The following is a 25,982-nucleotide window of genomic DNA, read 5'->3' on the forward strand; positions in this document are numbered from 1 at the left end:
CACGCTGAGAGACAGCGGGCAGACCCCGTCCACCCCACCCACCGCATCCCGAGGAACCGCGAGCGATGAGCCCCGCCGAAGGCGACCGTGACCCCCAGCGCATCCTGATCGTCGACGACGAGCCGGCCGTACGCGAGGCGCTCCAGCGCAGTCTCGCCTTCGACGGGTACGACACGGAGGTCGCCGTCGACGGCGCGGACGCCCTGGAGAAGGCCACCGCCTACAAGCCCGACCTGGTCGTCCTGGACATCCAGATGCCGCGCATGGACGGTCTGACGGCGGCCCGCCGCATCCGCGGCGCCGGCGACACGACGCCCATCCTGATGCTGACGGCCCGGGACACGGTCGGCGACCGGGTCACCGGGCTGGACGCCGGGGCGGACGACTACCTGGTCAAGCCCTTCGAGCTGGACGAGCTGTTCGCCCGCATCCGGGCGCTGCTGCGGCGCAGCTCGTACGCGGCCGCGGTGTCGGCCCAGGCCCAGCAGGACGAGGCGCTCACCTTCGCCGACCTGCGCATGGACCTGGCGACCAGGGAGGTCACCCGGGGCGGCCGGCCGGTGGAGCTGACCCGCACGGAGTTCACCCTCCTGGAGATGTTCATGGCGCACCCGCGCCAGGTCCTCACCCGCGAGCAGATCCTCAAGGCCGTCTGGGGCTTCGACTTCGAGCCCTCCTCCAACTCCCTCGACGTCTACGTCATGTACCTGCGGCGCAAGACGGAGGCCGGGGGTGAGCCGCGGCTCGTGCACACCGTACGGGGCGTGGGGTACGTCCTGCGACAGGGCGGCGCCGAGTGAAGAGGCTGGTACGGCGCTACCGCTCCCTGCCGATCAGGACCCGCCTGGCGATGCTGGTCGCGGCGGCCGTGGCGTTCGCGGTCGCGGCGGTGTCGGTGACGGCCTGGTTCATCGTGCAGGGGAAGCTGTACGACCTGATCGACAAGGACCTGCAGACCTCCTCGCAGCGTCCCGTGCGGGCCGGGCAGGTGCTCGACCTGCTGACGGCGTGCCCGCACAGCCCGACGGACTCCGCCAACGGGCTGCCGGCCCACAACAACATCTACTCGCAGCTGGTCAAGCCGGACGGCACGGCCTGCGTCTCCGCGGACTCTCCGGGCGTGGTGCGGACCACCTCCGCGGACCGGGCGGTCGTCGGGCACGACACCAGCCAGGGCGGCATCCTGCGCAACGGCACGGACACCGACGGCAACCCCGTCCGGGTGCTCACCATGCCCCTGGTGGTCCTCACGGACACCGGGCCGCAGGTGTACCCGGGCGCCGCCTGGATGACGGCCGTACCGCTGGAGAACACCGAGAAGACCCTCAACGACCTGGCCCTGATCCTTCTCCTCGTGTCCGGCATAGGAGTCCTCGGCGCCGGCGCCGCGGGCCTCGCCGTCGCCCGTGCGGGCCTGCGTCCCGTCGACAAGCTCACCGAGGCCGTCGAGCACGTGGCCCGCACCGAGGACCTGACGATCCGCATCCCCGTGGAGGACGACAGCGAGGACGAGGTGGCCCGCCTGTCCCGCTCCTTCAACTCCATGACCGCCTCGCTGGCCAGCTCCCGCGACCTGCAGCAGCAGCTGATCGCCGACGCCGGCCACGAACTCCGTACGCCGCTGACGTCGTTGCGCACGAACATCGAACTGCTCACTCGCAGCGAGGAGACGGGCCGGCCGCTGCCGCCGGAGGACCGCAAGGCGCTGCTCGCCTCGGTGAAGGCGCAGGTGACCGAGCTGGCGGCGCTCATCGGCGACCTGCAGGAACTGTCCCGCTCGGAGGGCCAGCGCGGCGAACGCGTCCAGGTGGTCTCCTTCGAGGACACGGTCGAGGCGGCCCTGCGCCGGGCCCGGCTGCGCGGCCCGGAGCTGACGATCACGGCGGACCTGGAGCCCTGGTACGTCCGCGCGGAGCCCTCCGCGCTGGAGCGGGCGGTCGTCAACATCCTGGACAACGCGGTGAAGTTCAGCCCCGAGGGCGGCACGATCGAGGTGCAGCTGACCGACGGGGTCCTGACCGTCCGCGACCACGGCCCCGGCGTCCCGGAGGACGAACTCCCGCACGTCTTCGACCGCTTCTGGCGCTCCCCCAGCGCGAGGGCCCTGCCGGGCTCGGGCCTCGGCCTGTCCATCGTGGCCCGCACGGTCCAGCAGGCGGGCGGCGAGGTCACCCTGGCCCCCGCGGAGGGCGGCGGCACGGTAGCAACGGTACGCCTGCCGGGCGCCCCCCTCCCACCCCCGGAAACCCCGGAACCTGCAGAGACCCTGACTAACTGAACAACGGGGCCCGACCTGGGCTCCGGCTTGTTGGGCAGGGTGGGACCAAATCGGGCTCCGGCCCGGTGAGCGGGGTGGGGCCGACTGAGCTCCGGCGCAGTGCTCGGTCGATGCTCCGGCCCGGAGAGACCGGGGCTCCGGCCCGGTGTGCGGCGGAGGGCCACACCGGGCTGCGGCCCGGCGGGCGACGGAGGGCCGAATTGGGCTCCGGCCCGGCGGGCGGGGCGGGGCCGGTCGAGAGCCCGCCCCGGCGAGCGACGGGAGCCCACCGAGACCCGCCCCAGCGAGCGGCGGAAGCCGACCTCAGCCCCGGCCAGGTGCGGGGTGTGGGCCCAGCCTGGGCTCCGGCCTGGCGAGCGGCGCAGTGCCCGGTCGAGGCCCGGCCCGGCGAGCGACGGAAGCGAACCGGGACCCCCGGCCCCGGCGAGCAGCTGAAGCCGGCCCGGGCCCCGGCCTGGCGAGCGGCGCAGTGCCCGGTCAAGGCCCCGACCCGGCGAGCAACGGAAGCCAACCCGGATGCCCGCCCCGGCGAGCGGCTGAAGCCGACCTGAGCCCCAGCCGGGTGAGCGGCGTGGGGCCCGGTCGACGCCCCAGTCGGCTGCGGCGGCACCCGGGGGAGCCGGTCAGTCCGGGGTCGGCTTCGGGAGGGTGCGGAGGTGGTGGATCTGGGCGCGGCTCAGGTCGGTCGCGCGGTGCAGGTGGCGGGTGATCACCCGCAGTTCGTCCTCGGTGTGGTCGTCGAGCAGCGTCTGCCAGGTGCGGCCCAGCTCGTCCCAGACGGCGGTGACCTGGGCGACGCGCTCGGGCACGGGGGTGACCAGCACACGGCGCCGGTCGCGGGCGTCCGGTGTGCGGGCCACGTAGCCGGCGCGTTCGAGCCGGTCCACCAGGCGGGTGGCGGAGCCCGTGGTGAGGCCGGTGAGGTCGGCGATCTGCCGGACCGGGAGCGGTTCGGGCTCCGCCGTCAGCAGGCTCAGGGCCTGCACGTCGGTGGGGTGCAGCCCGAGGTGGTCGGCGACGGCCTGGTTGAACAGCACGAACGCCGCGTGGTAGCGGCGCGACTCCGCCGACAGTTCCTCGTACAGCCGGGCCCGGCTCTGGTCGGTCACCTGAGCACCCTCCAAAAAACGCTGCGCGGCGCAGTGAAATCCCGGGTAGCTTCCTGCGTGGCGCAGCTAATGCGTCGCGCAGTTATTTGTTGTCATCCTATTCTCCGGGGGACCCCATGCTCACCGTCGCCGTCACCGGCGCCACCGGCGCCCAGGGCGGGGCCACCGCCCGCGCCCTGCTGACCGCCGGTCACCACGTCCGTGCCCTGACCCGCACTCCCGACGCACCGGCCGCCACGGCCCTCCGCGCGCTCGGCGCCGAGATCCACCGCGCCGACTTCGACGACCGCGCGTCCCTGGACGCGGCCCTGACCGACGCGGACGCGCTCTTCGCGGTCACCACCCCGTTCGGCACCGACACCGGCACCGAGGTACGCCAGGGCAGGGCCCTCGTCGAGGCCGCGACGGACGCCCGCCTCGACCACGTCGTGTTCACCTCCGCCGCCCACGCCGACCGCGGCACCGGCGTCCCGCACTACGACAGCAAGCACGAGATCGAGCGGCGCCTCATGGCCTCCGGCCTGCCCTGGACGGTGATCGCACCGGCGGCGTTCATGGACAACCACGCCACCGGCTGGACCCTCTCCGGCCTGCGCGAGGGTGTCTTCGGCTGGCCGATGCCCGCGGGCCGGCCCTTCGCCCTGATCCCCGCCGCCGACATCGGCGCGTTCGCCGCGCTGGCGTTCAGCCGCCGGACGGACTTCACGGGCCGCCGTATCGACATCGCCTCCGACACCCGTACTCCCGAGCAGATCGCTGCTGCCCTCACCACCGCCACCGGCCGCCCGGTCACTCACCACGAGGTCCCCCTCGACGTCGTCCGCACCCACTCCGCGGACCTGGCGGCCATGTTCGCCTACTTCACCACCACCGGCCTCGACGTCGACGTCCCGGCCCTGCGGCGCGCGTACCCCGAGGTGGCCTGGCACACCTTCACCGACTGGGCCGCCGGCCGCGACTGGGCCGCCCTGCTGACCGAACCCGCCCCCGAGGGAAGCGGCGGTGCCGGGGTGGGCGTCACCGGGCCCGAGCGGAGCTGACGGCCGCCCCGGGCAGCGCCCCCGGGAGGTCCGGCAGCGGTGCCGCCAGCCGGGCGTAGACGCCGCCGCGCGCGAGGAGTTGCCCGTGCGTGCCCGCCTCCACCAGGCGGCCGTGGTCGACGACCAGGATGCGGTCGGCGTCGGGCGCGAGGGACAGATCGTGGGTGATCATGAGGGTCGTACGGCCTGCCATCAGGCGGCGCAGCGGCTGGACCACCTGGCGTGCCGCCACGGCGTCCAGTCCGGCCGTCGGCTCGTCCAGGACGAGGACCGGCGCCGCGCGCAGCATCGCGCGGGCGATGGCGATCCGCCGCAGCTGGCCGCCGGACAGGGCGGCGGTGCCGGGGGCGATGCGCGTGTCGTAGCCGTCGGGGAGCGCGGTGACGAAGTCGTGGGCCGCCGCGTCCCGGGCCGTCCGCTCGATCTCGGCGTCGCCGGCGCCGGGGCGGCCGCAGGCGATGTTCTCGCGGATGGTGCCGCTCAGGACCAGGGTCTGCTGCGGCAGCAGGGTGATCTGCTCCCGCAGGAAGCGCAGGGGGAGGTCGGTGAGGGGCACGCCGTCCAGGGTGATCACGCCCGCCGAGGGGTCGTAGAAGCGGGTGAGGAGCCCCGCGAGGGTGGACTTGCCGGCGCCGCTCGGGCCCGTGACGACCACCAACTCACCGGGCTGGGCGGTGAGTTCGATCCCGCGCAGGCAGGCGCGGCGGGCGCCCGGGTAGCGGAAGGAGACGTCGTGGAAGGCGACCCGGCCGCGTACGGGCCACGGCGCCACCGGATCGGCGGGGTCGGTGACGGCGGGCCCGGCGTCGAGGATCTCGCCGATGCGGCGGGCGCTCGCGGCGGCGGCGGTGACCGTGAGGCCGAGCCGGCCGAGGCTGCGCACCGGCGGGTAGAGGTAGCCGAGGAAGGCGGCGAAGGCGAGGAGCTGACCGAGCGTCATACGGCCCGCGGAGATCTCCCAGGTGCCCAGGCCGATCACGGCCAGCACGCACAGCGTCTCGACGACCTCCACGCACTGCTCGTACATCTCGCTCAGCCGCGCCCCGCGCACACTGGCCCGCAGCCAGGCCCCGGCCTCCCGGTCGAGCCGTTCCTCCTCGTCCCGCTGCCTGTTGTACGCCTGGGTCAGGACGACGTTGCCGAGCGACTCCTCCACCACCGAGGTGATCGCTCCGTCGGCGGCCCGCGCCTCGCGCGCGGACTGCTCGATACGGCCGGAGAAGCGGCGCGCGGCGAGCAGGAACAGCGGCGCGAGGACGAAGGTGACCAGCGCCAGGTCCCAGCGCAGCCAGAAAGCGGCGGCGGCGTAGAAGAGGGCCGAGAACGCCGCCGACACCGCGCCCACGGCGCCGGACACCACCAGCTGCTCGATGGACTCGACGTCTCCGGTGAGCCGTTCCACCAGGTCGCCGCGGCGGTGGCGCTGGAAGAAGTGCGGGGGCAGCTGCTGGACGTGGCGGAAGACGGATGCCCGCAGGCGCAGGACGAATCTCTCGGCGGTCAGGACGGCCAGGGAGTTGCCGAGGTAGCCGACGAGCGCGGCGAGCACGGCCACGCCGAGCCAGGCGCCGGCCGGCCCCCAGAAGGCGGAGAGCGATCCGGCCTTCAGGGCGTGGTCGGTCAGCCGGGCGAACAGCAGGATCGCGGCGGTCTCGGCGAGCGCGGCCACGACGACGCACACGACGACCAGCCCGAGCCATGCGCGGTCCCCTCGGGTCAGCGGCCAGAACCGCCGGAAGGCCGTACGGGCGTCCCGCATCATGACGGTCAACTCCTTTCCACAGCTGTGGACATCTCTTGGGACACGGCGGAGGCGGGGCCCCCGGTGCGACCACACGGCACCCGGCGACCCCGCCTCACGAAGACCCGGCTCAGTCCTTGCCGCCGACCGGGCGGCGCTTCGGCGCGGGCTTCTTCGGCGCCGGCTTCCTCTGCTCCGCGACCGGCTCGCGGTGCTTCCTGCTGTTCTTGACGGGGGCGACCTTGCGGAAAGACATGGAATTTCCCTCCCTGATTGTGGACAGGATGCAGATTCTCGGTCTGCGTTTATCTCGCGATGACGCGGTGCTTACCGCCGGCCGACCGGGCGCTTGGGCGCGGGCTTCTTCGGCGCGTGCTTCTTGTGCGCCGGAGCCGGGATGGGCTTGCGGTCCTTCTTCACGGGCACGATCTTGTGGAAACTCATGGCTTGACCTCTCTGTTCGCTTCTCTTCGGTGTCGTCGGCGGCTGTTCGCTTTCGACACGGAAAACATTACGGGATACGCGAGCCGGAAAAGGCCAATTCTCCTTAGACGTCAATGAAATACCCCTGTGAGCAATTCACAGGGGTATTTTGGAACCGCGGAGGTATTCACACAGGTTTTATCCGGCCTCTTCTGCCGGTTCCCGTGCCCGCTGCGCTGCCTGGGCTTCCCCCACGCCGCCCCGTACTCTCTACGCATGAGCAGCGACGACACCGCACGGGCCTTCCCCGCCCGCTCCATCGAGACCCATTCCGCGCTCAACCCCGACAAGGCCGAGGCGGTGCGGGCCCTGCTCGCCGAGGCCGCCGCCGTCGACGGGCAGCAGCCGGTGTCCGAGCAGGGCCGGCTGCAGCTGCGCGGCGAGGCCCGCGAGGGCGTCTCGCACCTGCTGCTGACCGTCGACGGCGAACTCGTCGGCTACGCCCAGCTGGAGGACACCGACCCGGTGGAGGCGCCGGCCGCCGAACTCGTCGTCCACCCCGCGCACCGCGGGCACGGGCACGGGCGGGCGCTCGGTGCGGCGCTGCTCGCCGCCTCCGGCAAGCGGCTGCGGGTGTGGGCGCACGGCGGGCATCCCGCCGCCCGGCACCTCGCCCAGGTCCTCGGCCTGACCCTGTTCCGCGAACTGCGGCAGATGCGGCGGCCGTTGACCGACCTGAAGCTGCCCGAGCCAGAGCTCCCGGAGGGCGTGAGCGTGCGCACCTTCGTGCCCGGCAAGGACGACGCGGCCTGGCTCGCGGTCAACGCGGCCGCCTTCGCCCACCACCCCGAGCAGGGCTCGCTGACCCAGCGCGACCTCGACGACCGCAAGGCCCAGCCGTGGTTCGACCCGGCCGGGTTCTTCCTCGCCGAGCGGCGCGGGGAGCTGATCGGCTTCCACTGGACCAAGGTGCACGCCGAGGAGGGGCTCGGCGAGGTGTACGTCCTCGGCGTCCGCCCCGGTGAGCAGGGCGGCGGCCTCGGCAAGGCCCTCACCACGATCGGCCTGCGGCACCTGGCGGGGCAGCAGCTGCCGACCGCGATGCTCTATGTCGACGCCGACAACCAGGCGGCGGTGTCGGTGTACGAGCGGCTGGGGTTCACGACGTACGAGACGGACCTGATGTACCGCACGGAGACATGACCCTGCGGGCCCATACGGTCCGCCCGAGCGCCGTACAGCCTGATGGCCGTGTGCGGGTGCGGGTGCGCGGTGGCTGGTCGCGCAGTGCCCCGCGCCCCCTGTGATCCGCCCCTCGCTATCCCGGACGTCATGTGTCCGTAACCGTTGATTCAGGCTGGCTTGCGACGCTCGGCCAATGACGCCCGCCGTGCCAGAGCCTTCGCCGCCCCCCGAGGGGCCAGCCCAGAACGGGGCCGGGACGCTCCCGCCCGCACGTTCCGATGCGCCCGTGATGCCGGTAGCGCGGAACAATGGGTTCATGAGCCAGCACGACACTCAGGCAGAGGTCCAGCGCATCCAGCCCGACGTGGGCTCCATAGCCGCGCACCGCACGCATTTCGCGCAGGGCGCGGTCTCCGACCTGGAACCGGACATCGACGCGGACCTCGACGCGTACGAGGAGTCGAGGACCGACGGCGCACCGTTGCCGCAGGGCCGTTTCCTGGACCGTGAACGCAGCTGGCTGGCCTTCAACGAGCGGGTCCTGGAGCTGGCCGAGGACCCGAACACGCCGCTGCTGGAGCGCGCGAACTTCCTCGCGATCTTCGCCAGCAACCTGGACGAGTTCTTCATGGTCCGGGTGGCGGGGCTGAAGCGCCGTATCGCCACCGGCGTGGCCACCCGGTCCGCCTCGGGGCTGCAGCCGCGCGAGGTGCTGGAGATGATCTGGGCCCGCTCGCGGGAGCTCATGGCCCGGCATGCCGCCTGCTACCACGAGGACGTCGCCCCCGCACTCGCGGAGGAGGGCATCCACCTGGTCCGCTGGAACGAGCTGACCGACAAGGAGCAGGCCCGCCTGTTCACGCTGTTCCGGCACCAGATCTTCCCCGTGCTCACGCCGCTGGCCGTCGACCCCGCGCACCCGTTCCCGTACATCTCCGGCCTCTCCCTGAACCTGGCCGTGGTCGTGCGGAACCCGGTCAGCGGCCACAAGCACTTCGCGCGCGTGAAGGTGCCGCCGCTGCTGTCCCGCTTCCTGGAGTCCAGCCCCGGCCGGTACGTCCCCATCGAGGACGTCATCGCCGCGCACCTGGAGGAGCTGTTCCCGGGCATGGAGGTGCTGGAGCACCACACCTTCCGCCTCACCCGCAACGAGGACCTGGAGGTCGAGGAGGACGACGCCGAGAACCTGCTCCAGGCCCTGGAGAAGGAGCTCATGCGGCGCCGCTTCGGCCCGCCGGTGCGCCTGGAGGTCGAGGAGTCCGTCGACCGCGAGGTGCTGGACCTGCTGGTGCGCGAGCTGAAGATCTCCGAGGCGGAGGTGTACCCGCTGCCGGGTCCGCTCGACCTCACCGGCCTGTTCCGGATCCACGGCCTCGACCGGCCCGAGCTGAAGTACCCGAAGTTCGTCGCCGGCACCCACCGCGACCTCGCCGAGGTGGAGTCCGCGTCCGCGCCGGACATCTTCGCCGCCCTGCGCACGCGTGACGTGCTGCTGCACCACCCGTACGACAGCTTCTCCACGTCCGTGCAGGCGTTCCTGGAGCAGGCGGCGGCCGACCCGGACGTCCTCGCGATCAAGCAGACCCTGTACCGCACCTCCGGCGACTCCCCGATAGTCGACGCGCTGATCGACGCCGCCGAGTCCGGCAAGCAGGTCCTGGTCCTGGTCGAGATCAAGGCCCGCTTCGACGAGCACGCCAACATCAAGTGGGCGCGCAAGCTCGAGGAGGCCGGCTGCCACGTCGTCTACGGCCTGGTCGGCCTGAAGACGCACTGCAAGCTGTCCCTCGTCGTCCGCCAGGAGGGCGAGACGCTGCGCCGCTACAGCCACGTCGGCACGGGCAACTACCACCCGAAGACGGCGCGCCTGTACGAGGACCTCGGCCTGCTCACCGCCGACCCGCAGGTCGGCGCCGACCTCTCCGACCTGTTCAACCGGCTGTCGGGCTACTCGCGCCGGGAGACCTACCGCCGGCTGCTGGTGGCTCCGAAGTCGCTGCGCGACGGCCTGGTCTCGCGGATAGAGAAGGAGGTCCAGCACCACCGCGCGGGCCGTCCGGCCTTCGTCCGCATCAAGGTCAACTCGATGGTCGACGAGGCGGTCATCGACGCCCTCTACCGCGCGTCCCAGGCGGGCGTGCCGGTGGACGTGTGGGTGCGCGGCATCTGCGCGCTGCGCCCCGGCGTCGCCGGTCTGTCGGAGAACATCCGGGTCCGCTCGGTCCTCGGCCGGTTCCTCGAGCACTCCCGGGTGTTCGCCTTCGGCAACGGCGGCGAGCCCGAGGTGTGGATCGGCAGCGCCGACATGATGCACCGCAACCTCGACCGCCGGATAGAAGCCCTGGTGCGGGTCGTCGACCCCGCCCACCGGGCGGCCCTGAACCGGCTGCTCGACACCGGCATGTCCGACGCGACCTCCTCCTGGCACCTCGGCCCGGACGGCGAGTGGACGCGGCACGCGACCGACGCGGACGGACAGCCGCTGCGCAACGTCCAGGAGATGCTCATAGACGCCCGGAGGCGCCGGCGTGGCACAGCAACACCTTGACCCGACGGACCCCGCGGCCGGCGAGGTGACCGGGGACGCCCTCGCGGCGTACCTGCGCGCCCAGGCCACGGAGTTCCTGCGCGCCCTGCGCCTGCACCGCGAGACCGGCGGTCATACGGCGGCGGGCGGCGCGGAGGAGTCCGTCGACGCGGCCCGGCTGCTGCGCCGCTCGGCCCGCCGCATCAGCGGCAGCCTGCACACCTTCCGCCCGCTCCTCGACGCCGACTGGTCCGAGGAGATGCGCCAGGAACTGGCGTGGCTGTCCGGCACGCTGGGCCTCGAGCACGCGTACGAGGCCCGGCTGGAGCGGCTGCTGCTGGCGCTGCACCGGTTGTCGGGGGCGACGGTCCTGCCCGCCCATGCCGTCGACGTCGTGGCTGCGGGCAGTCGTGCCGCGGGGGCGGCGCCCGCCCCACTGAAAGCGGCACTGGAAAACACCGGCGGCCCGGCCAACGTGACGGCAACGGCGGAGCGCGGCAACCTGACGGTGGGCGCGGCCAAGGCCGGGGCCCTGCTCGAACGCCAGCTGACCCTCGCCCGGACGAGGGCTCACTCCACCGCCCTCCAGGCGCTGGGATCCAGCCGGTTCCACGCCGTCGCCGACAAGGTGGCCGTACTGGCCAGCGAGGTCCCCCTCGCCCCTGCGGCGTCCACCACCGACCTGCGCCCGCCGGCAGCCGCTGCGGAGGAACGGCTGACAGCGGCGATCGCGGCGCTCCCCCTGGTCACGGCGGGCCACCCCTACAACGCGGAGGCCCTGGTGCACGGCCTGTCTCCGGACCCGGCCCCGCACCCGCAGGACGGCCCCTGGCACCAGGTCCGGCTGCTGCTGCGGCTGCACCGGTACGCCCAGGAGGCGCTGCACGGCGGCAACATCCCCGTGGACGTGCGGCTGCTCGCGGCCGGCCGGGCGCTGAACCGGCACCGGGACGCCTCGGAGGCGGCAGCGGCGGCGGCGCAGGCGGCCCGTACCCCCCGGATCGCGCCGGCGACGGCGTACGCGCTCGGCGTGCTCCACGCCGACCAGCGGCACGAGGTGGAGGCCGCCCGGTTCGCCTTCCAGCAGGCCTGGCAGAAGCGGACGGTCGGCACACCCTGAGTTCTCGCACACCCTGAGTTCTCCGGCACACCCTGGGTTCTCCGAAGGAGGGCGGTGTGGACGACACCCTGGTGCGGGCGGCCGGCTGCGTGCTGTGGCGCCGCTCGCCGGTCTCCGGGGACCTGGAGATCTGTCTGGTCCACCGGCCGAAGTACGACGACTGGTCCCACCCCAAGGGCAAGCTCAAGCGGGGCGAGGACCCGCTCGCGGGCGCCCTGCGCGAGGTGGCGGAGGAGACCGGGTACACCGCCCGGCCCGGGGCCGAGCTGCCGACCGCGCGCTATGTGGCGGGCGGCCGGCCCAAGCAGGTGCGGTACTGGGCGGCCGAGGCGGTCTCCGGCCGCTTCACCCCGAACAGCGAGGTGGACCGGATCCTGTGGCTCTCCCCCGCCGCCGCCCGCGGCCGGCTCACCCACATCCGGGACCGCGAGCTGGTCGACGCCCTTCACAGGCCGGCCGTGTGAACCTCCGCGTCCGTCCGCGCCTGGCTGCGGGCGCGGCGGGCCGGACCGCGCCAGCCGCAGGTGCAGCGGGCCACGCAGAAACGGCCCTGTTCCGTCGTCGAGGTGAGGTGCTCCTGCCCCTGCCGGACGCGCTCCGGCCCCTCCTGCTGCGCCACTCCGACAACGTTACCGACCCTGCGGTAAAGGGGTCGTAGGGCGTCGTCCACTCCTTTCGCCGCGTGACGGCGCCCCCCTGCCCGTCGTTGACCGGACGAGTAGGGGGCCCGTGACGGACGTACCGGCTGGGGGTAGGCAGGCGATGGAGCGGCGGCAGCACAGGAGCGCGGGCGGTACGGTCCTCGCGGTCGGCATCATGCTCGGCCTCGGGGCGTGCGCCACGGGCTGTTCCGGCAGCGGGGCCGCCGCCGAGGACGTCAAGGGCGGGGGCGATCCGGTCGCCGTGCTGCGCCGGGCGGCGGACACCCTGGGCGAGGCGGGCAGTTCACAGGCGACCACCTCGATGGAGATGGCCACGGGCGGCACCCGGGTCACCATCCGCGGCCAGGGCGTCTACGACTACCGGCACCGCCTCGGCCGGCTCACCGTCGTGCTGCCCGAGGATCCGGCGGGCGCCTCCGAGCACAAGCCGATCACCGAACTCCTCGCGCCGGGCGCCCTGTTCATGAAGAACCGGGGCGCGGGCGTGCCTGCGGACAAGTGGGTGCGGGTGGACGTCGCCACGCTCTCCGACGGCAACCTGGTCACCGGCGGCGCGACCGACCCGTACGCGGCGGCCGAGGTGCTGCGCGGCACCCGCACCGCGGCCTACGTCGGCCGGACCGAGGTCGCCGGCACGCCCGTCCTGCACTACCGGGGCACGGCTGACCTGCGCGGCGCGGCCCGCCTGGCCTCCGCCGGCAACCGGGGACCGCTGGCCGCGGCGGCGAAAGGGTTCGCCACAGCCGAAGTCCCGTTCGACGCCTATCTCGACGACCAAGGCCGCATCCGCAAGCTCAGGCAGCGCTTCAGCTTCGTCAACGGCCGGCAGAAGACCCCCGTGGCGGTCGCCTCGACGACCCTGCTGTACGACTTCGGCGCCCCCGCCGACGTACGCCTGCCGCGTCCGGCGGACATCTACGCGGGCCGTATCGCCGAGGACCGCGACTAGTCCCTACCGCCGGTGCGTAAGTAGCCCGTCCGTGCCATGCGCGGTGTGTAGGCCACTCCCTACTCTAGGAAGCCGGTGACGGCAGAGAGAAGGTGAGGCGGGTGGCTCCGGTCGGCGGTACGGCGGTGCAGGACCACGTGGCCCTCGCCGAGATCGAACTGTGCGGGGAGCTGATCATCGCGGCCTCCGCCGCCGAGGACCGGCTCAGCCTGGAGAGCATCGACGAGGTGCTCCGCGTCGCCGAGGAACGCGAGGCCTGCGGGGCCTGGGACCGCAGGGCCCGAGGCCGCCGAACCCAGGACCGCGGGGCCTAGGACCGCAGGAGGCGGCCGATCGCCTTCGTCGCCTCGTCCACCTTGGTGTCGATCTCGTCGCCGCCCTTGAGGGCCGCGTCCGCCACGCAGTGCCGCAGGTGCTCCTCCAGCAGCTGCAGCGCGAAGGACTGCAGTGCCTTGGTGGAGGCGGAGACCTGGGTCAGTATGTCGATGCAGTAGGTGTCCTCGTCGACCATCCGCTGCAGTCCGCGGATCTGGCCCTCGATCCGGCGCAGCCGCTTGAGGTGCTCGTCCTTCTGCTTGTGGTAGCCGTGCGTGGCGTGCGGGGTGTGGGCGGTCTCACCCGCGACCGCGCCCGTGGTCTCGCTCACGGTCTCGTCCGTGATCCCGACCGTGGTCTCGGAGGGTGCCGTTCCGGCGCCGGCCTCGGTCGTCGTCATCGCGGGCCTCCATTTCGGGACGAGCGGCGGGCACAATCGGGGATACATACCCCTGCCGGGTATATGGTAACCAACTTTCCGGGGTAGAGAGCCCTTGGTCCGCCCCCGTGCTGATCATCCTGCCCGATGGGCGACACTGGGACACGGCCCGATAGCCGTGGCCGGATGATGCGCCTAGCATCAGCCTGACCGAAACCGAAGCACCTAGAGGAACCCACGTGCGCTTTCGTCTGACCCCCAGGGAGACGAGCTTCTACGACATGTTCGCCGCGTCCGCGGACAACATCGTCACGGGCTCGAAACTCCTGATGGAACTGCTCGGGGCGGACGCATCCGCCCGGGCCGAGATCGCAGAGCGTATGCGGGCCGCGGAACACGCAGGCGACGACGCCACGCACGCGATCTTCCACCAGCTGAACTCCTCGTTCATCACGCCGTTCGACCGCGAGGACATCTACTCCCTCGCCGGCTCCCTCGACGACATCATGGACTTCATGGAGGAGGCCGTCGACCTGGTCGTCCTCTACAACGTCGAGGAACTGCCGAAGGGCGTCGAGCAGCAGATCGAGGTGCTGGCCCGGGCGGCCGAGCTGACCGCGGAGGCCATGCCGAACCTCCGCACGCTGGACAACCTCACCGAGTACTGGATCGAGGTCAACCGCCTGGAGAACCAGGCCGACCAGATCCACCGCAAGCTGCTGGCCCACCTCTTCAACGGCAAGTACGACGCGATCGAGGTGCTCAAGCTCAAGCAGATCGTGGACGTCCTGGAAGAGGCGGCGGACGCGTTCGAGCACGTGGCGAACACGGTGGAGACCATCGCCGTCAAGGAGTCCTGAGGCGTCGATGGACACCTTCGCCCTGGTCGTGACCATCGCGGTCGCGCTCTTCTTCACGTACACGAACGGCTTCCACGACTCGGCGAACGCGATCGCCACGTCGGTCTCCACGCGGGCGCTGACCCCGCGGGCGGCGCTCGCCATGGCGGCGGTCATGAACCTGGCCGGTGCCTTCCTGGGCTCCGGGGTCGCCAAGACGGTCAGCGAGGGCCTGATCGCGACCCCGTCCGGCTCGACCGGCATGGGCATCCTCTTCGCCGCCCTGCTCGGCGCGATCACCTGGAACCTGGTCACCTGGTACTTCGGCCTGCCCTCGTCCTCCTCCCACGCCCTGTTCGGCGGCCTGGTGGGCGCGGCCCTGGCGGGCGGTACGGCCGTCCACTGGAACGGCGTGCTGGACAAGATCATCATCCCGATGTTCCTGTCCCCGGTGGTCGGCCTGATCATCGGCTACGTCGTCATGCTGGCCATCATGTGGCTGTTCCGCCGGGCCAACCCGCACAAGGCCAAGCGCGGCTTCCGCATCGCGCAGACCGTCTCGGCGGCCGGCATGGCCCTCGGCCACGGCCTCCAGGACGCCCAGAAGACCATGGGTGTGGTCGTGATGGCACTGGTGATTTCCGGCCACGAGACCTTCGGCGACCCGATCCCTGTCTGGGTCAAGCTGGTCTCGGCGGTCATGCTCTCGCTTGGCACCTACGCCGGCGGGTGGCGCATCATGCGTACGCTGGGCCGCAAGATCATCGAGCTGGACCCGCCGCAGGGCTTCGCCGCGGAGGCGACGGGCGCGTCGATCATGTTCGGCACGGCGTTCCTCTTCAAGGCGCCGATCTCCACGACCCACGTCATCACCTCGGCGATCATGGGCGTCGGCGCGACCAAGCGCCTCAACGCCGTCCGCTGGGGCGTGGCCAAGAACATCGTCCTCGGCTGGTTCATCACCATGCCGGCAGCGGCCCTGGTCGCGGCGCTGGCCTTCGGCGTGGTGGACCTGACGGTGCTGTAATCCTCTGTTCTTCGCCGGAGATGGGGCCTGATCCCTAGAGTACGGGTACGTACCCGTACCCAGGTATGCAGAGGAGTCCGATGATGTCCGACGCCAACGTCCGTATCCCTGAGGAAGCCCGGGACCGGCTCGCCGCCATAGCGGCAGCCGAAGGAATGTCGCTGCGCGCCTACCTGGCCCGGCTCTCCGAAACCCTCCTCACACCCGCCGAGCGGGCCGAGCGGGCCGAGCGGGCCCGCGCCGCCTTGCAGGAGTGGACCGGCTACGACCCCACTGCCGCGGAGGAACGGGACCTCGACAGCGAACTGGACCGCCGATTGGCCCGGGCGGCGGCCCGGTGAGCGACGCGATGCACATCGTCCTGGACGACACCGCCATGGCCGCGGCCGGCCGGGGCAATGTCCTTGCCTCCCGGTTGATCCACCGCGCCCACCTGGAGACCGGCTGGTACCTGTATGCCCCGGCGTGCGCACTGGTCGAAGCCGACCGGGCCCGTCCCGGCACGGCAGAACATCTCACCGCCCTGCCCGGCATCACCATCCTGGACTTGGACCTGCCCGCCGCCCTGGCGATCGCCCGGCAGAACACGTGGGCCTCGGCACACTGTCAGTACGCTGCTCAGCCCACCCCGGACCGTCCCGACGGGGCGATCGTCGCCACCACCACCCCGGACCGGTGGATCGGCGAGCCGGTGCGCGTGCTGGACCTCAATCCGTGAACGCGAAGCAGCGGGCCCGCCCCCGGGAGCCGGGGGCGGGCCCTTTTGCGTCCTCACGGTGGCACCGCCATGCAGCACCGCGAGGGGATCAGGGGACGATCATCCGAAGCGGCCGGAGATGTAGTCCTCCGTCGCCTGGACGGACGGGTTGGAGAAGATGCGCTCGGTGTCGTCGATCTCGATCAGCCGGCCCGGCTGGCCCACCGCGGCGAGGTTGAAGAACGCCGTACGGTCCGAGACACGCGCCGCCTGCTGCATGTTGTGCGTCACGATGACGATCGTGAAGCGCTCCTTCAGCTCGCCGATCAGGTCCTCGATCGCGAGCGTGGAGATCGGGTCCAGCGCGGAGCACGGCTCGTCCATCAGCAGCACGTTCGGCTCGACCGCGATCGCGCGGGCGATGCACAGGCGCTGCTGCTGGCCGCCGGAGAGACCGGAGCCCGGCTTGTTCAGGCGGTCCTTGACCTCGTTCCAGAGGTTGGCGCCCTTGAGCGACTTCTCGACGATGTCGCTCAGCTCCGACTTCTTGTAGTTGCCGTTCAGGCGCAGACCCGCCGCCACGTTGTCGAAGATCGACATGGTGGGGAAGGGGTTCGGGCGCTGGAAGACCATGCCGACCTCGCGGCGGACGGACACCGGGTCGATCCCGGTGCCGTACAGGTCCTCGTCGTCGAGGAGCACCTTGCCCTCGACGCGGCCACCGGGAGTGACCTCGTGCATCCGGTTCAACGTGCGCAGGAACGTCGACTTGCCGCAGCCGGAGGGGCCGATGAACGCCGTCACCGAACGCGGCTCGACGGTCATCGAGATGTCCTCGATCGCCTTGTGGGAGCCGTAGTACGCGGTCAGTCCGCTTACGTCGATTCGCTTGGCCATGTCTACTTCACTTCCAGAGATTCAAGCTCGGTCGCTGTTGGCCCCGCCCGGCGGAGCCGGAGATAGTCGCCTCAGCGACCGGTCTTGGGGGCCTTCCAGCGGGCGATGCCGCGGGCCACCAGGTTGAGGATCATCACGAAGGCGATCAGCGTGAGGGACGCCGCCCATGCGCGGTCGTACGCCGCTCCGGAACCCGCGCTGTTGGCGAACTGCTGGTAGATGTACAGCGGCAGCGACGCCTGCGCCCCCTCGAAGGGGTTGTTGTTGATGAACGGGTTGCCGAAGACCAGCAGCAGCACCGGCGCGGTCTCACCGGCGATACGGGCGACCGCCAGCATGATGCCGGTGGTGATGCCGCCGATGGAGGTCGGCAGGACCACCTTCAGGATGGTGCGCCACTTCGGCACACCGAGCGCCAGCGAGGCCTCGCGCAGCTCGTTCGGGACGAGCTTGAGCATCTCCTCGGTGGAGCGGACGACGACCGGCATCATCAGGATGGCCAGGGCCAGCGAACCGGCGAAGCCGAACGGCTGCATCTTGAAGATGAGCATCAGCGACAGGATGAACAGGCCGGCGACGATCGACGGGATGCCCGTCATGACGTCGACGAAGAACGTCACCGCCTTGGCGAGCCGGCCGCGGCCGTACTCCACCAGGTAGATCGCGGTGAACACGCCGATCGGGGCGCCGATCAGGGTGGCGAGGCCGACCTGCTCCAGGCTGCCGATGATGGCGTGGTAGATGCCGCCGCCCGGCTCGGTGTCGGCGACGACGCCCATCGAGTGGGTCAGGAAGTAGAGGTCGAGGACCTTCACGCCGCGCACCGCGGTCACCCAGATCAGGGAGACCAGCGGGATCACGGCGAGCAGGAAGGCGACCCAGACGAGGCTGGTCGCCACGCGGTCCCTGGCCTGGCGGCGGCCCTCGACGCGCGCGGCGACGCCGTAGGTGCCGAGGACGAACAGGAGGGCGGCGATCAGAGCCCACTGGATGTTGCTGTGCAGGCCCGCGGCCGCGGAGATGCCGATGCCCAGGGCGAGGGAGCCGGCGGCGATCGCCCAGGGCGTCCACCGGGGCAGGCTCGCGGCCCGCAGGGTGCTCGGGCGCTTGTCGGTCAGGCTTGCGGTGCTCATGCGTTGGCCCCCGAGTACTCCGCGCGGCGGGCGATGATCAGCCGGGCCGCGCCGTTGACCAGCAGGGTGATGACGAAGAGGACCAGGCCGGAGGCGATGAGCGCGTCCCGGCCGAACTCGGTCGCCTCGCTGAACTTGCTGGCGATGTTCTGGGCGAAGGTGCCGCCGCCCGAGTTGAGCAGGCTGGCGTGGATGACGAAGTCGGGGGAGAGCACGGTGGCCACGGCCATCGTCTCGCCGAGCGCGCGGCCGAGGCCGAGCATCGACGCGGAGATCACGCCGGAGCGGCCGAAGGGCAGCACGGACATGCGGATGACCTCCCAGCGCGTGGCGCCGAGGGCCAGGGCGGCCTCCTCGTGCATGCGCGGGACCTGGCGGAAGACCTCGCGGCTCACGTTGGTGATGATCGGCAGGATCATGATCGCGAGCAGGATGCCGACGGTGAGCATGGAGCGCGGCGGGCCCTGGTCCCAGGAGAGGACCCCGGTCCAGCCGAAGAACTCGTCGAGCCAGCCGTACAGGCCGTTCATGTGCGGCACCAGGACGAGGGCGCCCCACAGGCCGTAGACGATGGACGGCACGGCGGCGAGCAGGTCGATCACGTACGCCAGCGGCCCGGACAGCCGGCGGGGTGCGTAGTGCGTGATGAACAGCGCGATCGCGACCGCGACCGGGACCGCGAGGACCATGGCGATGACCGAGGAGACGATCGTGCCGAAGGCCAGCACCGCGATGCCGAAGGTCGGCGGGAGCAGGTTGGTGTTCCACTCGGACGTGGTCAGGAAGTTTCCGTGGTCCTTGCCGATCGCGAGGGAGGCGCGGTAGGTGAGGAAGACCGCGATCGCGGCCATGATCACCAGCAGCAGGATGCCCGAGCCGCGGCTCAGGCCCAGGAAGACGCGATCGCCGGGGCGGGTCGCGCCGCGGGCGTTGCGCTTCTGCTCGGCGAGCGAGGGCTGGGGTGCGGGAGGTGGTGCGTCTGAGGTCTTGGTCGATATGTCCATCGGGTTCTCCGGTCTGCGGAGCCGGGCGCCCTCACGGGCGGCGGCTCATGGCGGCGGTGCACCGGACGGTGCGGCCCGGGCCCTGTCGGGCGCGGGCCGCACTTTCGGATCAGGTCAGCTCAGGCCCTCGATGGTGGTGCGGACCTTGGCGATGATCTCGTCGGGGACGGGCGCGTAGTCGATCGTGGAGAGGATCTTCTGGCCGTCCTCGCTGGCGATGTAGCGCAGGAACGCCTTGGTGGCGGGCAGGGTGTCCGCCTTGTTGCCCTTGTCGCAGACGATCTCGTACGTGACCAGGGTGATCGGGTAGGCGCCCTCGGCCTTGGTCTTGTAGTCGAGCTTCAGCGACAGGTCCTTGCCGGTGCCGACGACCTTGGCGGCCGCGATGTCGGCGGTGGCGGAGGCGGTACTCGGCGCGACCGGCTTGCTGGCGCCGGTGTCGATGGAGACGGCCTTCATGCCGTCCTTGACGTAGGACAGCTCGAAGTAGCCGATGGCGCCGGAGGTCTGCTTGACCTGCTGGGCCACACCCGCGGACTGCGGGGCGGACTGGCCGCCCTTGGCCTGCCAGGCCTTGCCGCCGGAGTACTTCCAGTTGTCCGGGGTGGTGGCGATCAGGTACTTGGTGAAGTTGTCCGTGGTGCCGGACTCGTCCGAGCGGTGGAACGCCTGGATCTTCAGGTCGGGCAGCTTCGCCGACGGGTTCAGCTTCTTGATCGCCGGGTCGTTCCAGTTGGTGATCTTGCTGTCGAAGATCTTGGCGATGGTCGGGGCGTCCAGCACCAGGTTGTCGACACCCGGGACGTTGTAACCGAGGGCGATCGGGCCGCCCACCATCGGCAGGTCGATGCCCTGGCCGCCGTTGCAGACCTTCTTGGAGGCGGTGACCTCGTCCGGCTTCAGCGCGGAGTCGGAACCGGCGAAGGCGAGCTGCCCCTGGGTGAAGGAGGTGACGCCGGCGCCGGAGCCGCCGCCCTTGTAGTTGATCTGCACGCCGCAGGCCTGGGAGAAGTTCTTGACCCAGGCGTCGATCGCGTTCTTCTGCGCGGAGGAGCCGTCTGCGAGCAGCTGACCCTTGGCGTTGTCGCACTTGATCGAGGAGGCATTGGTGGCGCCGGACGGGTTGCCCGAGGCCTTGGAACCGCCGCCGTTGTCGTCGGAGCCGCACGCCGTCAGGGCCAGGGCGCCGGTCACGGCGATCGCACCGAGCGACAGGGCGCGCAGCCGGTTCTTGCGCTGAAGCTTCACTTTCGGGAGTTCCTTCCAGGAGCCGCCGCGGTCGGCGGCGTGCGAGGTATGGATGAGCGCGGGCGCATAAGGCCGCGCTCCGCACCGTGCACGGCCGAAATTAGGCAGAACAGGTGAAGCCGCCGATGGCCGGAAGTGAACGAGGGGTGAACCCCTGCCGTCGGCCCGGTTAGGTCACGGAATGCTCACGGGGAGAACACATGGAGGTTCCGGCCGCCGGGTTGCGCGCAGGCGTCATCGGCGTTCGGTTCCCTGTGGATGAACTGTTACGAACCAACACGTCGAAGCGGTCGTCTCACCCCACGACGGGCCACGCGGGCCTGCGGAAGGGTGACACGGGACGATGGGCATGGAACGGCGCACGTTCATGGCGGGCGGCACGGCCGTACTGGCCGCGACCGCACTGACCGGCTGCAGCTCGGGCACGGGCAGGGCCGCCGCCTCCGCGAGCACGGCCACATCCTCGCTCACGCCGCTCAAGACCACCAGCGAGAACGCGGCGGCGAACTGGGCGGCCCTCGCCCACGACCTGGACGGCACCCTGGTCCGGCCCGGGGACGCCAACTGGACGACGGCCCACCAGCTGTACAACACCCGCTTCGACGGCCTGAAGCCCGCCGCGGTCGCCTACGCGGCGCACGCCGACGACATCCGCACGGTCCTCGCCTACGCCCGGGCGCACGCGATACGCGTGTCCATACGCAACGGCGGCCACTCCTACGCCGGCTACTCCTCCGGCGACAACCGCCTCGTCCTCGACGTGTCCAAGCTGAACCGCATCCGCGTCTCCGGCGGGCAGGCGGTGGTCGGCGCCGGCTCCAAGCTGATCGACGTCTACCGGGCGCTGGCTGCGAAGGGCGTGACCATACCCGCCGGCTCCTGCCCCACCGTCGGCGTCTCCGGCCTCGTCCTCGGCGGCGGCCACGGGGTCGCCTCGCGGGCGTACGGCCTGACCTGCGACAGCCTCACCCAGGCCACGCTGATCACCGCGGACGGCACCCAGGTGACGGCCGACTCGAACAGCCACTCCGACCTGTTCTGGGCGCTGCGCGGCGCCGGCAACGGCAACTTCGGCGTCGTCACCGAGCTGCAGTTCCGGACCCATCCGGCACCGCAGGCGGTGACGGCGTACATGACCTGGCCCTGGTCGAAGGCCGCGGCCGTGCTGAAGGCCTGGCAGGAGTGGGGGCCCGGGCAGCCCGACGAGATCTGGTCGTCCCTGCACCTGGAGTGCGCGCCGGGCCGCACCCCCACCGTCTCGGTGGCCTGCTTCTCCCTCGGCACCTACGGCGAGCTGCAGAACGCCGTGGACCGGCTGGCCCACGCGGCCGGCGCGAACGCCTCCTCGGTCAGCCTGCGTCGCCGCGGCTACGAGGAGGCGATGGAGGTCTACGCCGGCTGCTCCTCCTTCTCCGCCGACGCCCAGTGCCATCTGCCGGGCCCCACCCCGGGCCGCTCGCCGCAGGGCCGGCTGGGCCGGGAGACGTACGCGGCACGCTCCGACTTCTTCGACCGCTCGCTGTCGGCGGCGGGCATCCAGACGGTGCTGCGGCAGATCGCAGCCGTGCGGGGCGGCGCGGGCAGCATCGCGTTCACCGCCCTCGGCGGCGCGGTCAACCGCGTCTCCCCCACGGCGACGGCCTTCGTCCACCGCCGCTCCCGGATGCTGGCCCAGTACATCGCGTCCTGGAGCCCGGGGGCCTCGGGCGGTACGGCGCAGTCGTGGCTGGACTCGGCCCACAAGGCGATGGCCCCGCACGCCTCGGGTGCGGCGTACCAGAACTACACGGACCCGACGCTGACGAACTGGAAGAAGGCGTACTACGGGGACGCGGTGAGCCGTCTGGCGAAGGTGAAGCAGCAGTACGACCCCCAGCGGTTCTTCTCGTACGCGCAGGGGTTGTAGGAGGCGGACCAGGCCCCGAATGGGGGCCAGGAGCGGGACCCGGCGGGCTACGCCGCCAGGTCCCGTTCCTCGGACTCCACCGGCGTGCGGGCGCCGCCCAGCACCGCACCCTCGCGCGCCCCGCCCACCGCCCTGCGGCGAACGATCCACCCCGCCCTCGGCGAGCGCTCCACCGCGCGCATCAGCGGGGTGAGCAGTGCCATGGCGAGCGGGGACAGCAGGAGGGCGACGGCTGTGCCGAGGGCGAAGCCGCCGACGACGTCCGTCGGATAGTGCACGCCCATGAAGACCCGGCAGAAGCCCTCCAGCAGCGCGAGCCCTATCCCCACGAGGCCGAAGCGGCGGTTGGCGACGAAGAGGCCCACACCGACGGCCATGGTGATGGTCGCGTGGTCGCTGACGAAGGAGTAGTCGGTCTTGCCGGAGACGAGGACGTCCAGCCCCTGGTGCTCCACGAAGGGCCGGGGGCGCGCCACGAAGCCCCGGATGGGGACGTTCACCAGCACGGCGATGCCGGCCGCGAGCGGCGCCCACACCAGCGCTGCGACGGAGGGCGCGGCGTTCTCGCCGCCCCGGCGCCGCACGGTCCACCAGCACCACAGCACGAGCAGGACCATGGCGAGCAGCAGGCCGTACTCGCCGACGAACTCCATGGCCCGGTCGAACCAGCGCGGGGCGTCCTCGGCGAGGCCGTTGATGTCGTAGAGCAGGCCGACGTCGGGGTTCGATCCGGATTCGGCGAGTACAGCCATGGTGCTGCGGCCCCTTCGTCGTCTGCCGGACGCACCTCGTGTGCGTCGCTCCTACCCCCGTGGTTCGTAGATCCGCTTCCGCTGCACTGTCGCGACTGCCGTACTGACGTCCGCTCGGCTACGTCAACAGGAACGCACGGCTCCCCTCAATACGTTCCACTCTCCACTGAATGATCACGCAGACGTTATCGAAGAGAGACTCATCATCGCAGCTCAGGGGGTTGGTTCACGCTGGGTCACACCTTCGTGGGGAGCGCTTTCGCGCCATCTTCGGTGACGCGGGTGGCGCCGAAGTAGTCGGGGGTGTCGATGGGGTCGAACCGGATCACGGCGCCGGTGCGCGGCGCGTCGATCATGTACCCGCCGCCGACGTAGATCCCCACGTGGTGGATGGCCCGCGAGTCGCCCAGGTCGTTGGAGAAGAACACCAGGTCGCCCGGCAGGAGCTGACTGCGCGAGGGATGCGGTCCGGCGTTGTACTGGTCGTTGGCGACCCGCGGCAGGGTGATCCCGACCTTCGCGTACGCGGCCTGCGTGAGCCCGGAGCAGTCGAACCGGCCGCCCTGCGAGGCCGATCCCTCACCGCCCCACAGATACGGCGTGCCGAGCTTGCTCTGCGCGAACGCGATGGCCCCGGCGGCCTGTTGGGTGGGGTCGATACGGCGGGCGGGGGCGGCGAAGCTCTGCGCCAGGCTGCGGATCCGCTTGACGTAGTTCTGCGTCTCGCCGATCGGCGGGACGCCGCCGGACTGTATGACGCGGTAGGCGCCTGCGTTGTACGCGGCGAGCATGTTGTCGGAGACGTTGCCCGGCACGTCCTTCACGTACTTCGCCAGTTCGCAGTCGTAGGAGGCCGCCGACGGGATCGCGTCGGCCGGGTCCCAGATGTCCCGCTTGCCGTCGCCGTTGCCGTCGATGCCGTGCGTGGCCCAGGTGCTGGGGATGAACTGGGCGATGCCGCGCGCGTCGGCGGGGCTGACGACGGTCGGGTTCCAGCCACTCTCCTGGTACAGCTGGGCGGCGAGCAGCGCGGGGGTGAGCGCCGGGCACAGGTTGCCCCACTTCTGCACGAGCGACTTGTAGGCGGCCGGCACGGCGCCCGACGCGAGTGCCCGGCCGCCGGTGCCGAATCCGTTGACGAGGTTCCCGGCGACGACGTACACCCCGACGACGAGCAGCATGACGAAGCCCATCCCGGCCCCCACGAGGGCGCCCCCGACCACCCACGCCTTACGCACCGTCAACCGCCCCTCGCCACCGGCCAGTCCACCCCGAGCAGTCTAAGAGCGCATGGGCCTGCGGCACGAGAACGCAATACGCCGCCCACAGCGCAATCTCACCCACCGTCCGATGCCCATGGCCCCGAAAACCCCGCCGAGTTGCCCGAACCGGGCCACACGGGCAGCCTCACGGGCCGCGTGGGGCGCTCACCCGGGGCTCCGGGAGCATGGACTGAAGCGCGACGGGCGTGGGCGCCCGCCCTGGGGGCTTCGGCAGCGCACGGGCAACCTCACGAGCCGCGTGAGCGCGCCCGGGGCCTTGGCAGCACAGACAGAAGCGCGAGCCTCGCGGGCGCGCCCGCCCCGGGGCCCCGGCAGCCGCTATCCGCGTCCGCTCAACGGAGCCCTGTTCGTGGACGTCGTGCCCAGCGCGGCGTTGGCATCCACCGCGTCGGCCGGTGCCGTTCCGGAGGTCGACGGGTCGCCGGTGCCGAACACTCTGGATCCGCGCCGGTTCGCCCAGCGGACGGTCGCGGCGGCGAGGGCGAAGGCCAGGAACGAGAAGCCGAACGTGGCGACGGGGGACGGTACGACCCGGCCGGTGGCGGCGATCCGCTCACGGACGGTCCGCACGTCCGGCCGGCGGCCGCTCGCCGGCGCGCCTGCCGCGCCCGCGGCCGTCCCGTCGCCTGCGCTTCAGGGATCGCCGATCGCGTCCTTGTACAGCTCGGCCGCCTCGGTGCCCAGCACCACGCTGTACGACACGTCGTCGGTCGAGCCGCCCTCCTCGTGCCCGCCGAGGACGCCGACGACCTGGGAGTCACCGTTGATCCAGGGGCTGCCGCTGGTGCCGCCGGCGAAGGACGGGCAGTCGATGCGCTGCTGGGTACGGCTGTGCGGGACCGGCTTGTTGGTGCACCTGATGGGCGCCTCGCGGGAGTCGGGGTAGCCGATGACGGTCACGGCGGTCGCCCCGGTGGCCGTGCCCGGGGTGAAGCGGTTGGCGCCCACGACGTCCTCGAGGCGCCTGCCGTCCAGGTTCTCCACGGTGGCGAAGGCCAGGTCGCTGTCCTCGTCCTGGTCCTTGGCCCACCCGTCGGGCAGATAGCGCCCGGTCACCTTCCACACCCCGTACGGCGCCCGTCCGTCCCGGTAGCCCGGCACGAACACCAGGGCGCTGTCGGCGCTGTTCACACAGTGCGCCGCGGTGACGAGGAGGTTGCCGTGCGGGCTGTGCACGACCGACGCCGTGCAGAAGTGACCGCCGGACAGGTCGTCCGCCCGGTCCGCGCCGAACAGCGCGCCGACCCGCGCCGTGTGCCGCGTGGCGACGGCGTCGACGGTGACCCCGAAGGGCCCCGGCCCGTCATCGGCGGCCGCGACGGACGCCGAGGTCAGGGCGAGCATCACCACCGCGCCGAGCAGTGTGGGGCGCGAGGTGACCCTGATGCCTGAGGTGCGCTTCATCAGTGCTCACTGTCCCCCACGAACGTGAGAATCCGACCGTGACTTATCTGAGATTTTCCTGTGA

General features: G+C 71.6%; 27 protein-coding genes. 14 read left to right on the plus strand and 13 right to left on the minus strand.

Annotated features, from left to right (window positions below; translation table 11 throughout):
- Positions 1-65 precede the first annotated feature (65 nt).
- Both ACGFZN_RS13160 and ACGFZN_RS13165 read left to right on the plus strand, forming a co-directional pair.
- Positions 66-800 carry a response regulator transcription factor gene (locus ACGFZN_RS13160; RefSeq protein ID WP_330339116.1) on the plus strand — a complete coding sequence of 245 codons (735 nt, stop codon included), beginning with the start codon at positions 66-68 and terminating at the stop codon, positions 798-800.
- Positions 797-2,278: an ATP-binding protein gene (locus ACGFZN_RS13165; RefSeq protein ID WP_393858530.1), complete on the plus strand. Its 1,482-nt coding sequence runs from the start codon at positions 797-799 to the stop codon at positions 2,276-2,278. The genes ACGFZN_RS13160 and ACGFZN_RS13165 overlap by 4 nt, the downstream gene beginning before the upstream one ends.
- Before the next feature lie 623 nt (positions 2,279-2,901).
- Here ACGFZN_RS13165 and ACGFZN_RS13170 read toward each other — a convergent pair.
- Complete coding sequence (locus ACGFZN_RS13170) at positions 2,902-3,387, minus strand: MarR family winged helix-turn-helix transcriptional regulator (protein ID WP_393858531.1); 486 nt, start codon at positions 3,385-3,387, stop codon at positions 2,902-2,904.
- 116 nt (positions 3,388-3,503) lie between these two features.
- Between ACGFZN_RS13170 and ACGFZN_RS13175 the strand changes: the two genes are divergently transcribed.
- Positions 3,504-4,427, plus strand: coding sequence for an NmrA/HSCARG family protein (locus ACGFZN_RS13175; protein WP_393858532.1), 924 nt, complete (start codon positions 3,504-3,506; stop codon positions 4,425-4,427).
- Here the strand turns inward: ACGFZN_RS13175 and ACGFZN_RS13180 are convergent.
- Entirely contained in the window at positions 4,405-6,186 is a 1,782-nt protein-coding gene (locus ACGFZN_RS13180; protein ID WP_393858584.1) for an ABC transporter ATP-binding protein, read from the minus strand. The two genes, ACGFZN_RS13175 and ACGFZN_RS13180, sit on opposite strands and share 23 nt — an antisense overlap.
- 112 nt (positions 6,187-6,298) lie before the next feature.
- Positions 6,299-6,424 carry a hypothetical protein gene (locus ACGFZN_RS13185; protein ID WP_393858533.1) on the minus strand — a complete coding sequence of 42 codons (126 nt, stop codon included), beginning with the start codon at positions 6,422-6,424 and terminating at the stop codon, positions 6,299-6,301.
- A gap of 443 nt (positions 6,425-6,867) precedes the next feature.
- Between ACGFZN_RS13185 and mshD the strand changes: the two genes are divergently transcribed.
- The 4 genes from mshD to ACGFZN_RS13205 all read left to right on the plus strand — a co-directional run bounded on the left by mshD (position 6,868) and on the right by ACGFZN_RS13205 (position 11,887).
- Entirely contained in the window at positions 6,868-7,794 is a 927-nt protein-coding gene (gene mshD / locus ACGFZN_RS13190; RefSeq protein WP_393858534.1) for a mycothiol synthase, read from the plus strand.
- A 298-nt stretch (positions 7,795-8,092) separates the two neighbouring features.
- Positions 8,093-10,324 (plus strand): RNA degradosome polyphosphate kinase, encoded by a 2,232-nt coding sequence (locus ACGFZN_RS13195; RefSeq protein ID WP_393858535.1) that lies wholly within the window; start codon positions 8,093-8,095, stop codon positions 10,322-10,324.
- Positions 10,305-11,423 carry a CHAD domain-containing protein gene (locus ACGFZN_RS13200; RefSeq protein ID WP_393858536.1) on the plus strand — a complete coding sequence of 373 codons (1,119 nt, stop codon included), beginning with the start codon at positions 10,305-10,307 and terminating at the stop codon, positions 11,421-11,423. Before ACGFZN_RS13195 ends, ACGFZN_RS13200 begins: the two co-directional genes overlap by 20 nt.
- 56 nt (positions 11,424-11,479) lie before the next feature.
- Positions 11,480-11,887 (plus strand): NUDIX hydrolase, encoded by a 408-nt coding sequence (locus tag ACGFZN_RS13205; RefSeq protein ID WP_393858537.1) that lies wholly within the window; start codon positions 11,480-11,482, stop codon positions 11,885-11,887.
- Here ACGFZN_RS13205 and ACGFZN_RS13210 read toward each other — a convergent pair.
- A complete protein-coding gene (locus ACGFZN_RS13210) occupies positions 11,869-12,042 on the minus strand; it encodes a hypothetical protein (protein WP_393858538.1) in 174 nt (57 codons plus the stop codon). The two genes, ACGFZN_RS13205 and ACGFZN_RS13210, sit on opposite strands and share 19 nt — an antisense overlap.
- 143 nt (positions 12,043-12,185) lie before the next feature.
- Here ACGFZN_RS13210 and ACGFZN_RS13215 point away from each other — a divergent pair, with 143 nt between their 5' ends.
- Both ACGFZN_RS13215 and ACGFZN_RS13220 read left to right on the plus strand, forming a co-directional pair.
- Positions 12,186-13,034: a hypothetical protein gene (locus tag ACGFZN_RS13215; RefSeq protein WP_393858539.1), complete on the plus strand. Its 849-nt coding sequence runs from the start codon at positions 12,186-12,188 to the stop codon at positions 13,032-13,034.
- A gap of 92 nt (positions 13,035-13,126) precedes the next feature.
- Positions 13,127-13,348 carry a hypothetical protein gene (locus ACGFZN_RS13220; RefSeq protein WP_393858540.1) on the plus strand — a complete coding sequence of 74 codons (222 nt, stop codon included), beginning with the start codon at positions 13,127-13,129 and terminating at the stop codon, positions 13,346-13,348.
- Here ACGFZN_RS13220 and ACGFZN_RS13225 read toward each other — a convergent pair.
- The gene (locus tag ACGFZN_RS13225) at positions 13,345-13,749 is read right to left on the minus strand and encodes a metal-sensitive transcriptional regulator (protein WP_393858541.1); all 405 of its coding nucleotides are present in this window, start codon (positions 13,747-13,749) and stop codon (positions 13,345-13,347) included. The two genes, ACGFZN_RS13220 and ACGFZN_RS13225, sit on opposite strands and share 4 nt — an antisense overlap.
- 218 nt (positions 13,750-13,967) lie before the next feature.
- Between ACGFZN_RS13225 and ACGFZN_RS13230 the strand changes: the two genes are divergently transcribed.
- The 4 genes from ACGFZN_RS13230 to ACGFZN_RS13245 all read left to right on the plus strand — a co-directional run bounded on the left by ACGFZN_RS13230 (position 13,968) and on the right by ACGFZN_RS13245 (position 16,312).
- Positions 13,968-14,588 (plus strand): DUF47 family protein, encoded by a 621-nt coding sequence (locus ACGFZN_RS13230; protein WP_330339106.1) that lies wholly within the window; start codon positions 13,968-13,970, stop codon positions 14,586-14,588.
- Between the two features lie 7 nt (positions 14,589-14,595).
- Complete coding sequence (locus ACGFZN_RS13235) at positions 14,596-15,594, plus strand: anion permease (RefSeq protein WP_393858542.1); 999 nt, start codon at positions 14,596-14,598, stop codon at positions 15,592-15,594.
- An 83-nt stretch (positions 15,595-15,677) separates the two neighbouring features.
- Positions 15,678-15,935 carry a hypothetical protein gene (locus ACGFZN_RS13240; protein WP_393858543.1) on the plus strand — a complete coding sequence of 86 codons (258 nt, stop codon included), beginning with the start codon at positions 15,678-15,680 and terminating at the stop codon, positions 15,933-15,935.
- An 8-nt stretch (positions 15,936-15,943) separates the two neighbouring features.
- On the plus strand, positions 15,944-16,312 hold the full coding sequence (locus ACGFZN_RS13245) for a hypothetical protein (protein ID WP_393858585.1): 369 nt from the start codon (positions 15,944-15,946) through the stop codon (positions 16,310-16,312).
- Between the two features lie 99 nt (positions 16,313-16,411).
- Here the strand turns inward: ACGFZN_RS13245 and pstB are convergent, their stop codons facing one another.
- The 4 genes from pstB to pstS all read right to left on the minus strand — a co-directional run bounded on the left by pstB (position 16,412) and on the right by pstS (position 20,573).
- Positions 16,412-17,188 (minus strand): phosphate ABC transporter ATP-binding protein PstB, encoded by a 777-nt coding sequence (gene pstB / locus ACGFZN_RS13250; RefSeq protein WP_393858544.1) that lies wholly within the window; start codon positions 17,186-17,188, stop codon positions 16,412-16,414.
- A gap of 71 nt (positions 17,189-17,259) precedes the next feature.
- Positions 17,260-18,321, minus strand: coding sequence for a phosphate ABC transporter permease PstA (pstA, locus tag ACGFZN_RS13255; protein ID WP_393858545.1), 1,062 nt, complete (start codon positions 18,319-18,321; stop codon positions 17,260-17,262).
- The gene (gene pstC, locus ACGFZN_RS13260) at positions 18,318-19,325 is read right to left on the minus strand and encodes a phosphate ABC transporter permease subunit PstC (protein WP_393858546.1); all 1,008 of its coding nucleotides are present in this window, start codon (positions 19,323-19,325) and stop codon (positions 18,318-18,320) included. Before pstC ends, pstA begins: the two co-directional genes overlap by 4 nt.
- Before the next feature lie 114 nt (positions 19,326-19,439).
- A complete protein-coding gene (gene pstS / locus ACGFZN_RS13265) occupies positions 19,440-20,573 on the minus strand; it encodes a phosphate ABC transporter substrate-binding protein PstS (protein ID WP_393858547.1) in 1,134 nt (377 codons plus the stop codon).
- A 349-nt stretch (positions 20,574-20,922) separates the two neighbouring features.
- Between pstS and ACGFZN_RS13270 the strand changes: the two genes are divergently transcribed.
- Entirely contained in the window at positions 20,923-22,479 is a 1,557-nt protein-coding gene (locus tag ACGFZN_RS13270) for an FAD-binding oxidoreductase (RefSeq protein ID WP_393858548.1), read from the plus strand.
- Between the two features lie 47 nt (positions 22,480-22,526).
- Here the strand turns inward: ACGFZN_RS13270 and ACGFZN_RS13275 are convergent, their stop codons facing one another.
- The 4 genes from ACGFZN_RS13275 to ACGFZN_RS13290 form a co-directional block, all read right to left on the minus strand.
- Positions 22,527-23,231, minus strand: a complete 705-nt coding sequence (locus ACGFZN_RS13275; RefSeq protein WP_393858549.1) for a phosphatase PAP2 family protein — start codon at positions 23,229-23,231, stop codon at positions 22,527-22,529.
- A gap of 236 nt (positions 23,232-23,467) precedes the next feature.
- Complete coding sequence (locus ACGFZN_RS13280) at positions 23,468-24,475, minus strand: NlpC/P60 family protein (RefSeq protein ID WP_393858550.1); 1,008 nt, start codon at positions 24,473-24,475, stop codon at positions 23,468-23,470.
- A gap of 357 nt (positions 24,476-24,832) precedes the next feature.
- The gene (locus ACGFZN_RS13285) at positions 24,833-25,084 is read right to left on the minus strand and encodes a hypothetical protein (RefSeq protein ID WP_393858551.1); all 252 of its coding nucleotides are present in this window, start codon (positions 25,082-25,084) and stop codon (positions 24,833-24,835) included.
- A gap of 63 nt (positions 25,085-25,147) precedes the next feature.
- A complete protein-coding gene (locus tag ACGFZN_RS13290) occupies positions 25,148-25,918 on the minus strand; it encodes a trypsin-like peptidase domain-containing protein (RefSeq protein WP_393858552.1) in 771 nt (256 codons plus the stop codon).
- Positions 25,919-25,982 lie beyond the last annotated feature (64 nt).

The organism is Streptomyces sp. NPDC048192 (genome assembly GCF_043202415.1).
In the GTDB taxonomy this organism is placed as follows: Bacteria; Actinomycetota; Actinomycetes; order Streptomycetales; family Streptomycetaceae; genus Streptomyces.

Excerpts from the sequence above, each read along its gene's own strand:
- ACGFZN_RS13245 (WP_393858585.1), top strand. The coding sequence starts at position 15,944 with ATGCACATCGTCCTGGACGACACCGCCATGGCCGCGGCCGGCCGGGGC.
- ACGFZN_RS13270 (WP_393858548.1), top strand. The coding sequence starts at position 20,923 with ATGGAACGGCGCACGTTCATGGCGGGCGGCACGGCCGTACTGGCCGCG.
- pstA (WP_393858545.1), bottom strand. The coding sequence starts at position 18,321 with ATGAGCACCGCAAGCCTGACCGACAAGCGCCCGAGCACCCTGCGGGCC.
- ACGFZN_RS13185 (WP_393858533.1), bottom strand. The coding sequence starts at position 6,424 with ATGTCTTTCCGCAAGGTCGCCCCCGTCAAGAACAGCAGGAAGCACCGC.
- pstB (WP_393858544.1), bottom strand. The coding sequence starts at position 17,188 with ATGGCCAAGCGAATCGACGTAAGCGGACTGACCGCGTACTACGGCTCC.
- ACGFZN_RS13180 (WP_393858584.1), bottom strand. The coding sequence starts at position 6,186 with ATGCGGGACGCCCGTACGGCCTTCCGGCGGTTCTGGCCGCTGACCCGA.
- ACGFZN_RS13215 (WP_393858539.1), top strand. The coding sequence starts at position 12,186 with ATGGAGCGGCGGCAGCACAGGAGCGCGGGCGGTACGGTCCTCGCGGTC.
- pstC (WP_393858546.1), bottom strand. The coding sequence starts at position 19,325 with ATGGACATATCGACCAAGACCTCAGACGCACCACCTCCCGCACCCCAG.
- ACGFZN_RS13160 (WP_330339116.1), top strand. The coding sequence starts at position 66 with ATGAGCCCCGCCGAAGGCGACCGTGACCCCCAGCGCATCCTGATCGTC.
- ACGFZN_RS13240 (WP_393858543.1), top strand. The coding sequence starts at position 15,678 with ATGTCCGACGCCAACGTCCGTATCCCTGAGGAAGCCCGGGACCGGCTC.
- mshD (WP_393858534.1), top strand. The coding sequence starts at position 6,868 with ATGAGCAGCGACGACACCGCACGGGCCTTCCCCGCCCGCTCCATCGAG.
- ACGFZN_RS13275 (WP_393858549.1), bottom strand. The coding sequence starts at position 23,231 with ATGGCTGTACTCGCCGAATCCGGATCGAACCCCGACGTCGGCCTGCTC.
- ACGFZN_RS13225 (WP_393858541.1), bottom strand. The coding sequence starts at position 13,749 with ATGACGACGACCGAGGCCGGCGCCGGAACGGCACCCTCCGAGACCACG.
- ACGFZN_RS13175 (WP_393858532.1), top strand. The coding sequence starts at position 3,504 with ATGCTCACCGTCGCCGTCACCGGCGCCACCGGCGCCCAGGGCGGGGCC.
- ACGFZN_RS13195 (WP_393858535.1), top strand. The coding sequence starts at position 8,093 with ATGAGCCAGCACGACACTCAGGCAGAGGTCCAGCGCATCCAGCCCGAC.
- ACGFZN_RS13235 (WP_393858542.1), top strand. The coding sequence starts at position 14,596 with ATGGACACCTTCGCCCTGGTCGTGACCATCGCGGTCGCGCTCTTCTTC.
- ACGFZN_RS13290 (WP_393858552.1), bottom strand. The coding sequence starts at position 25,918 with ATGAAGCGCACCTCAGGCATCAGGGTCACCTCGCGCCCCACACTGCTC.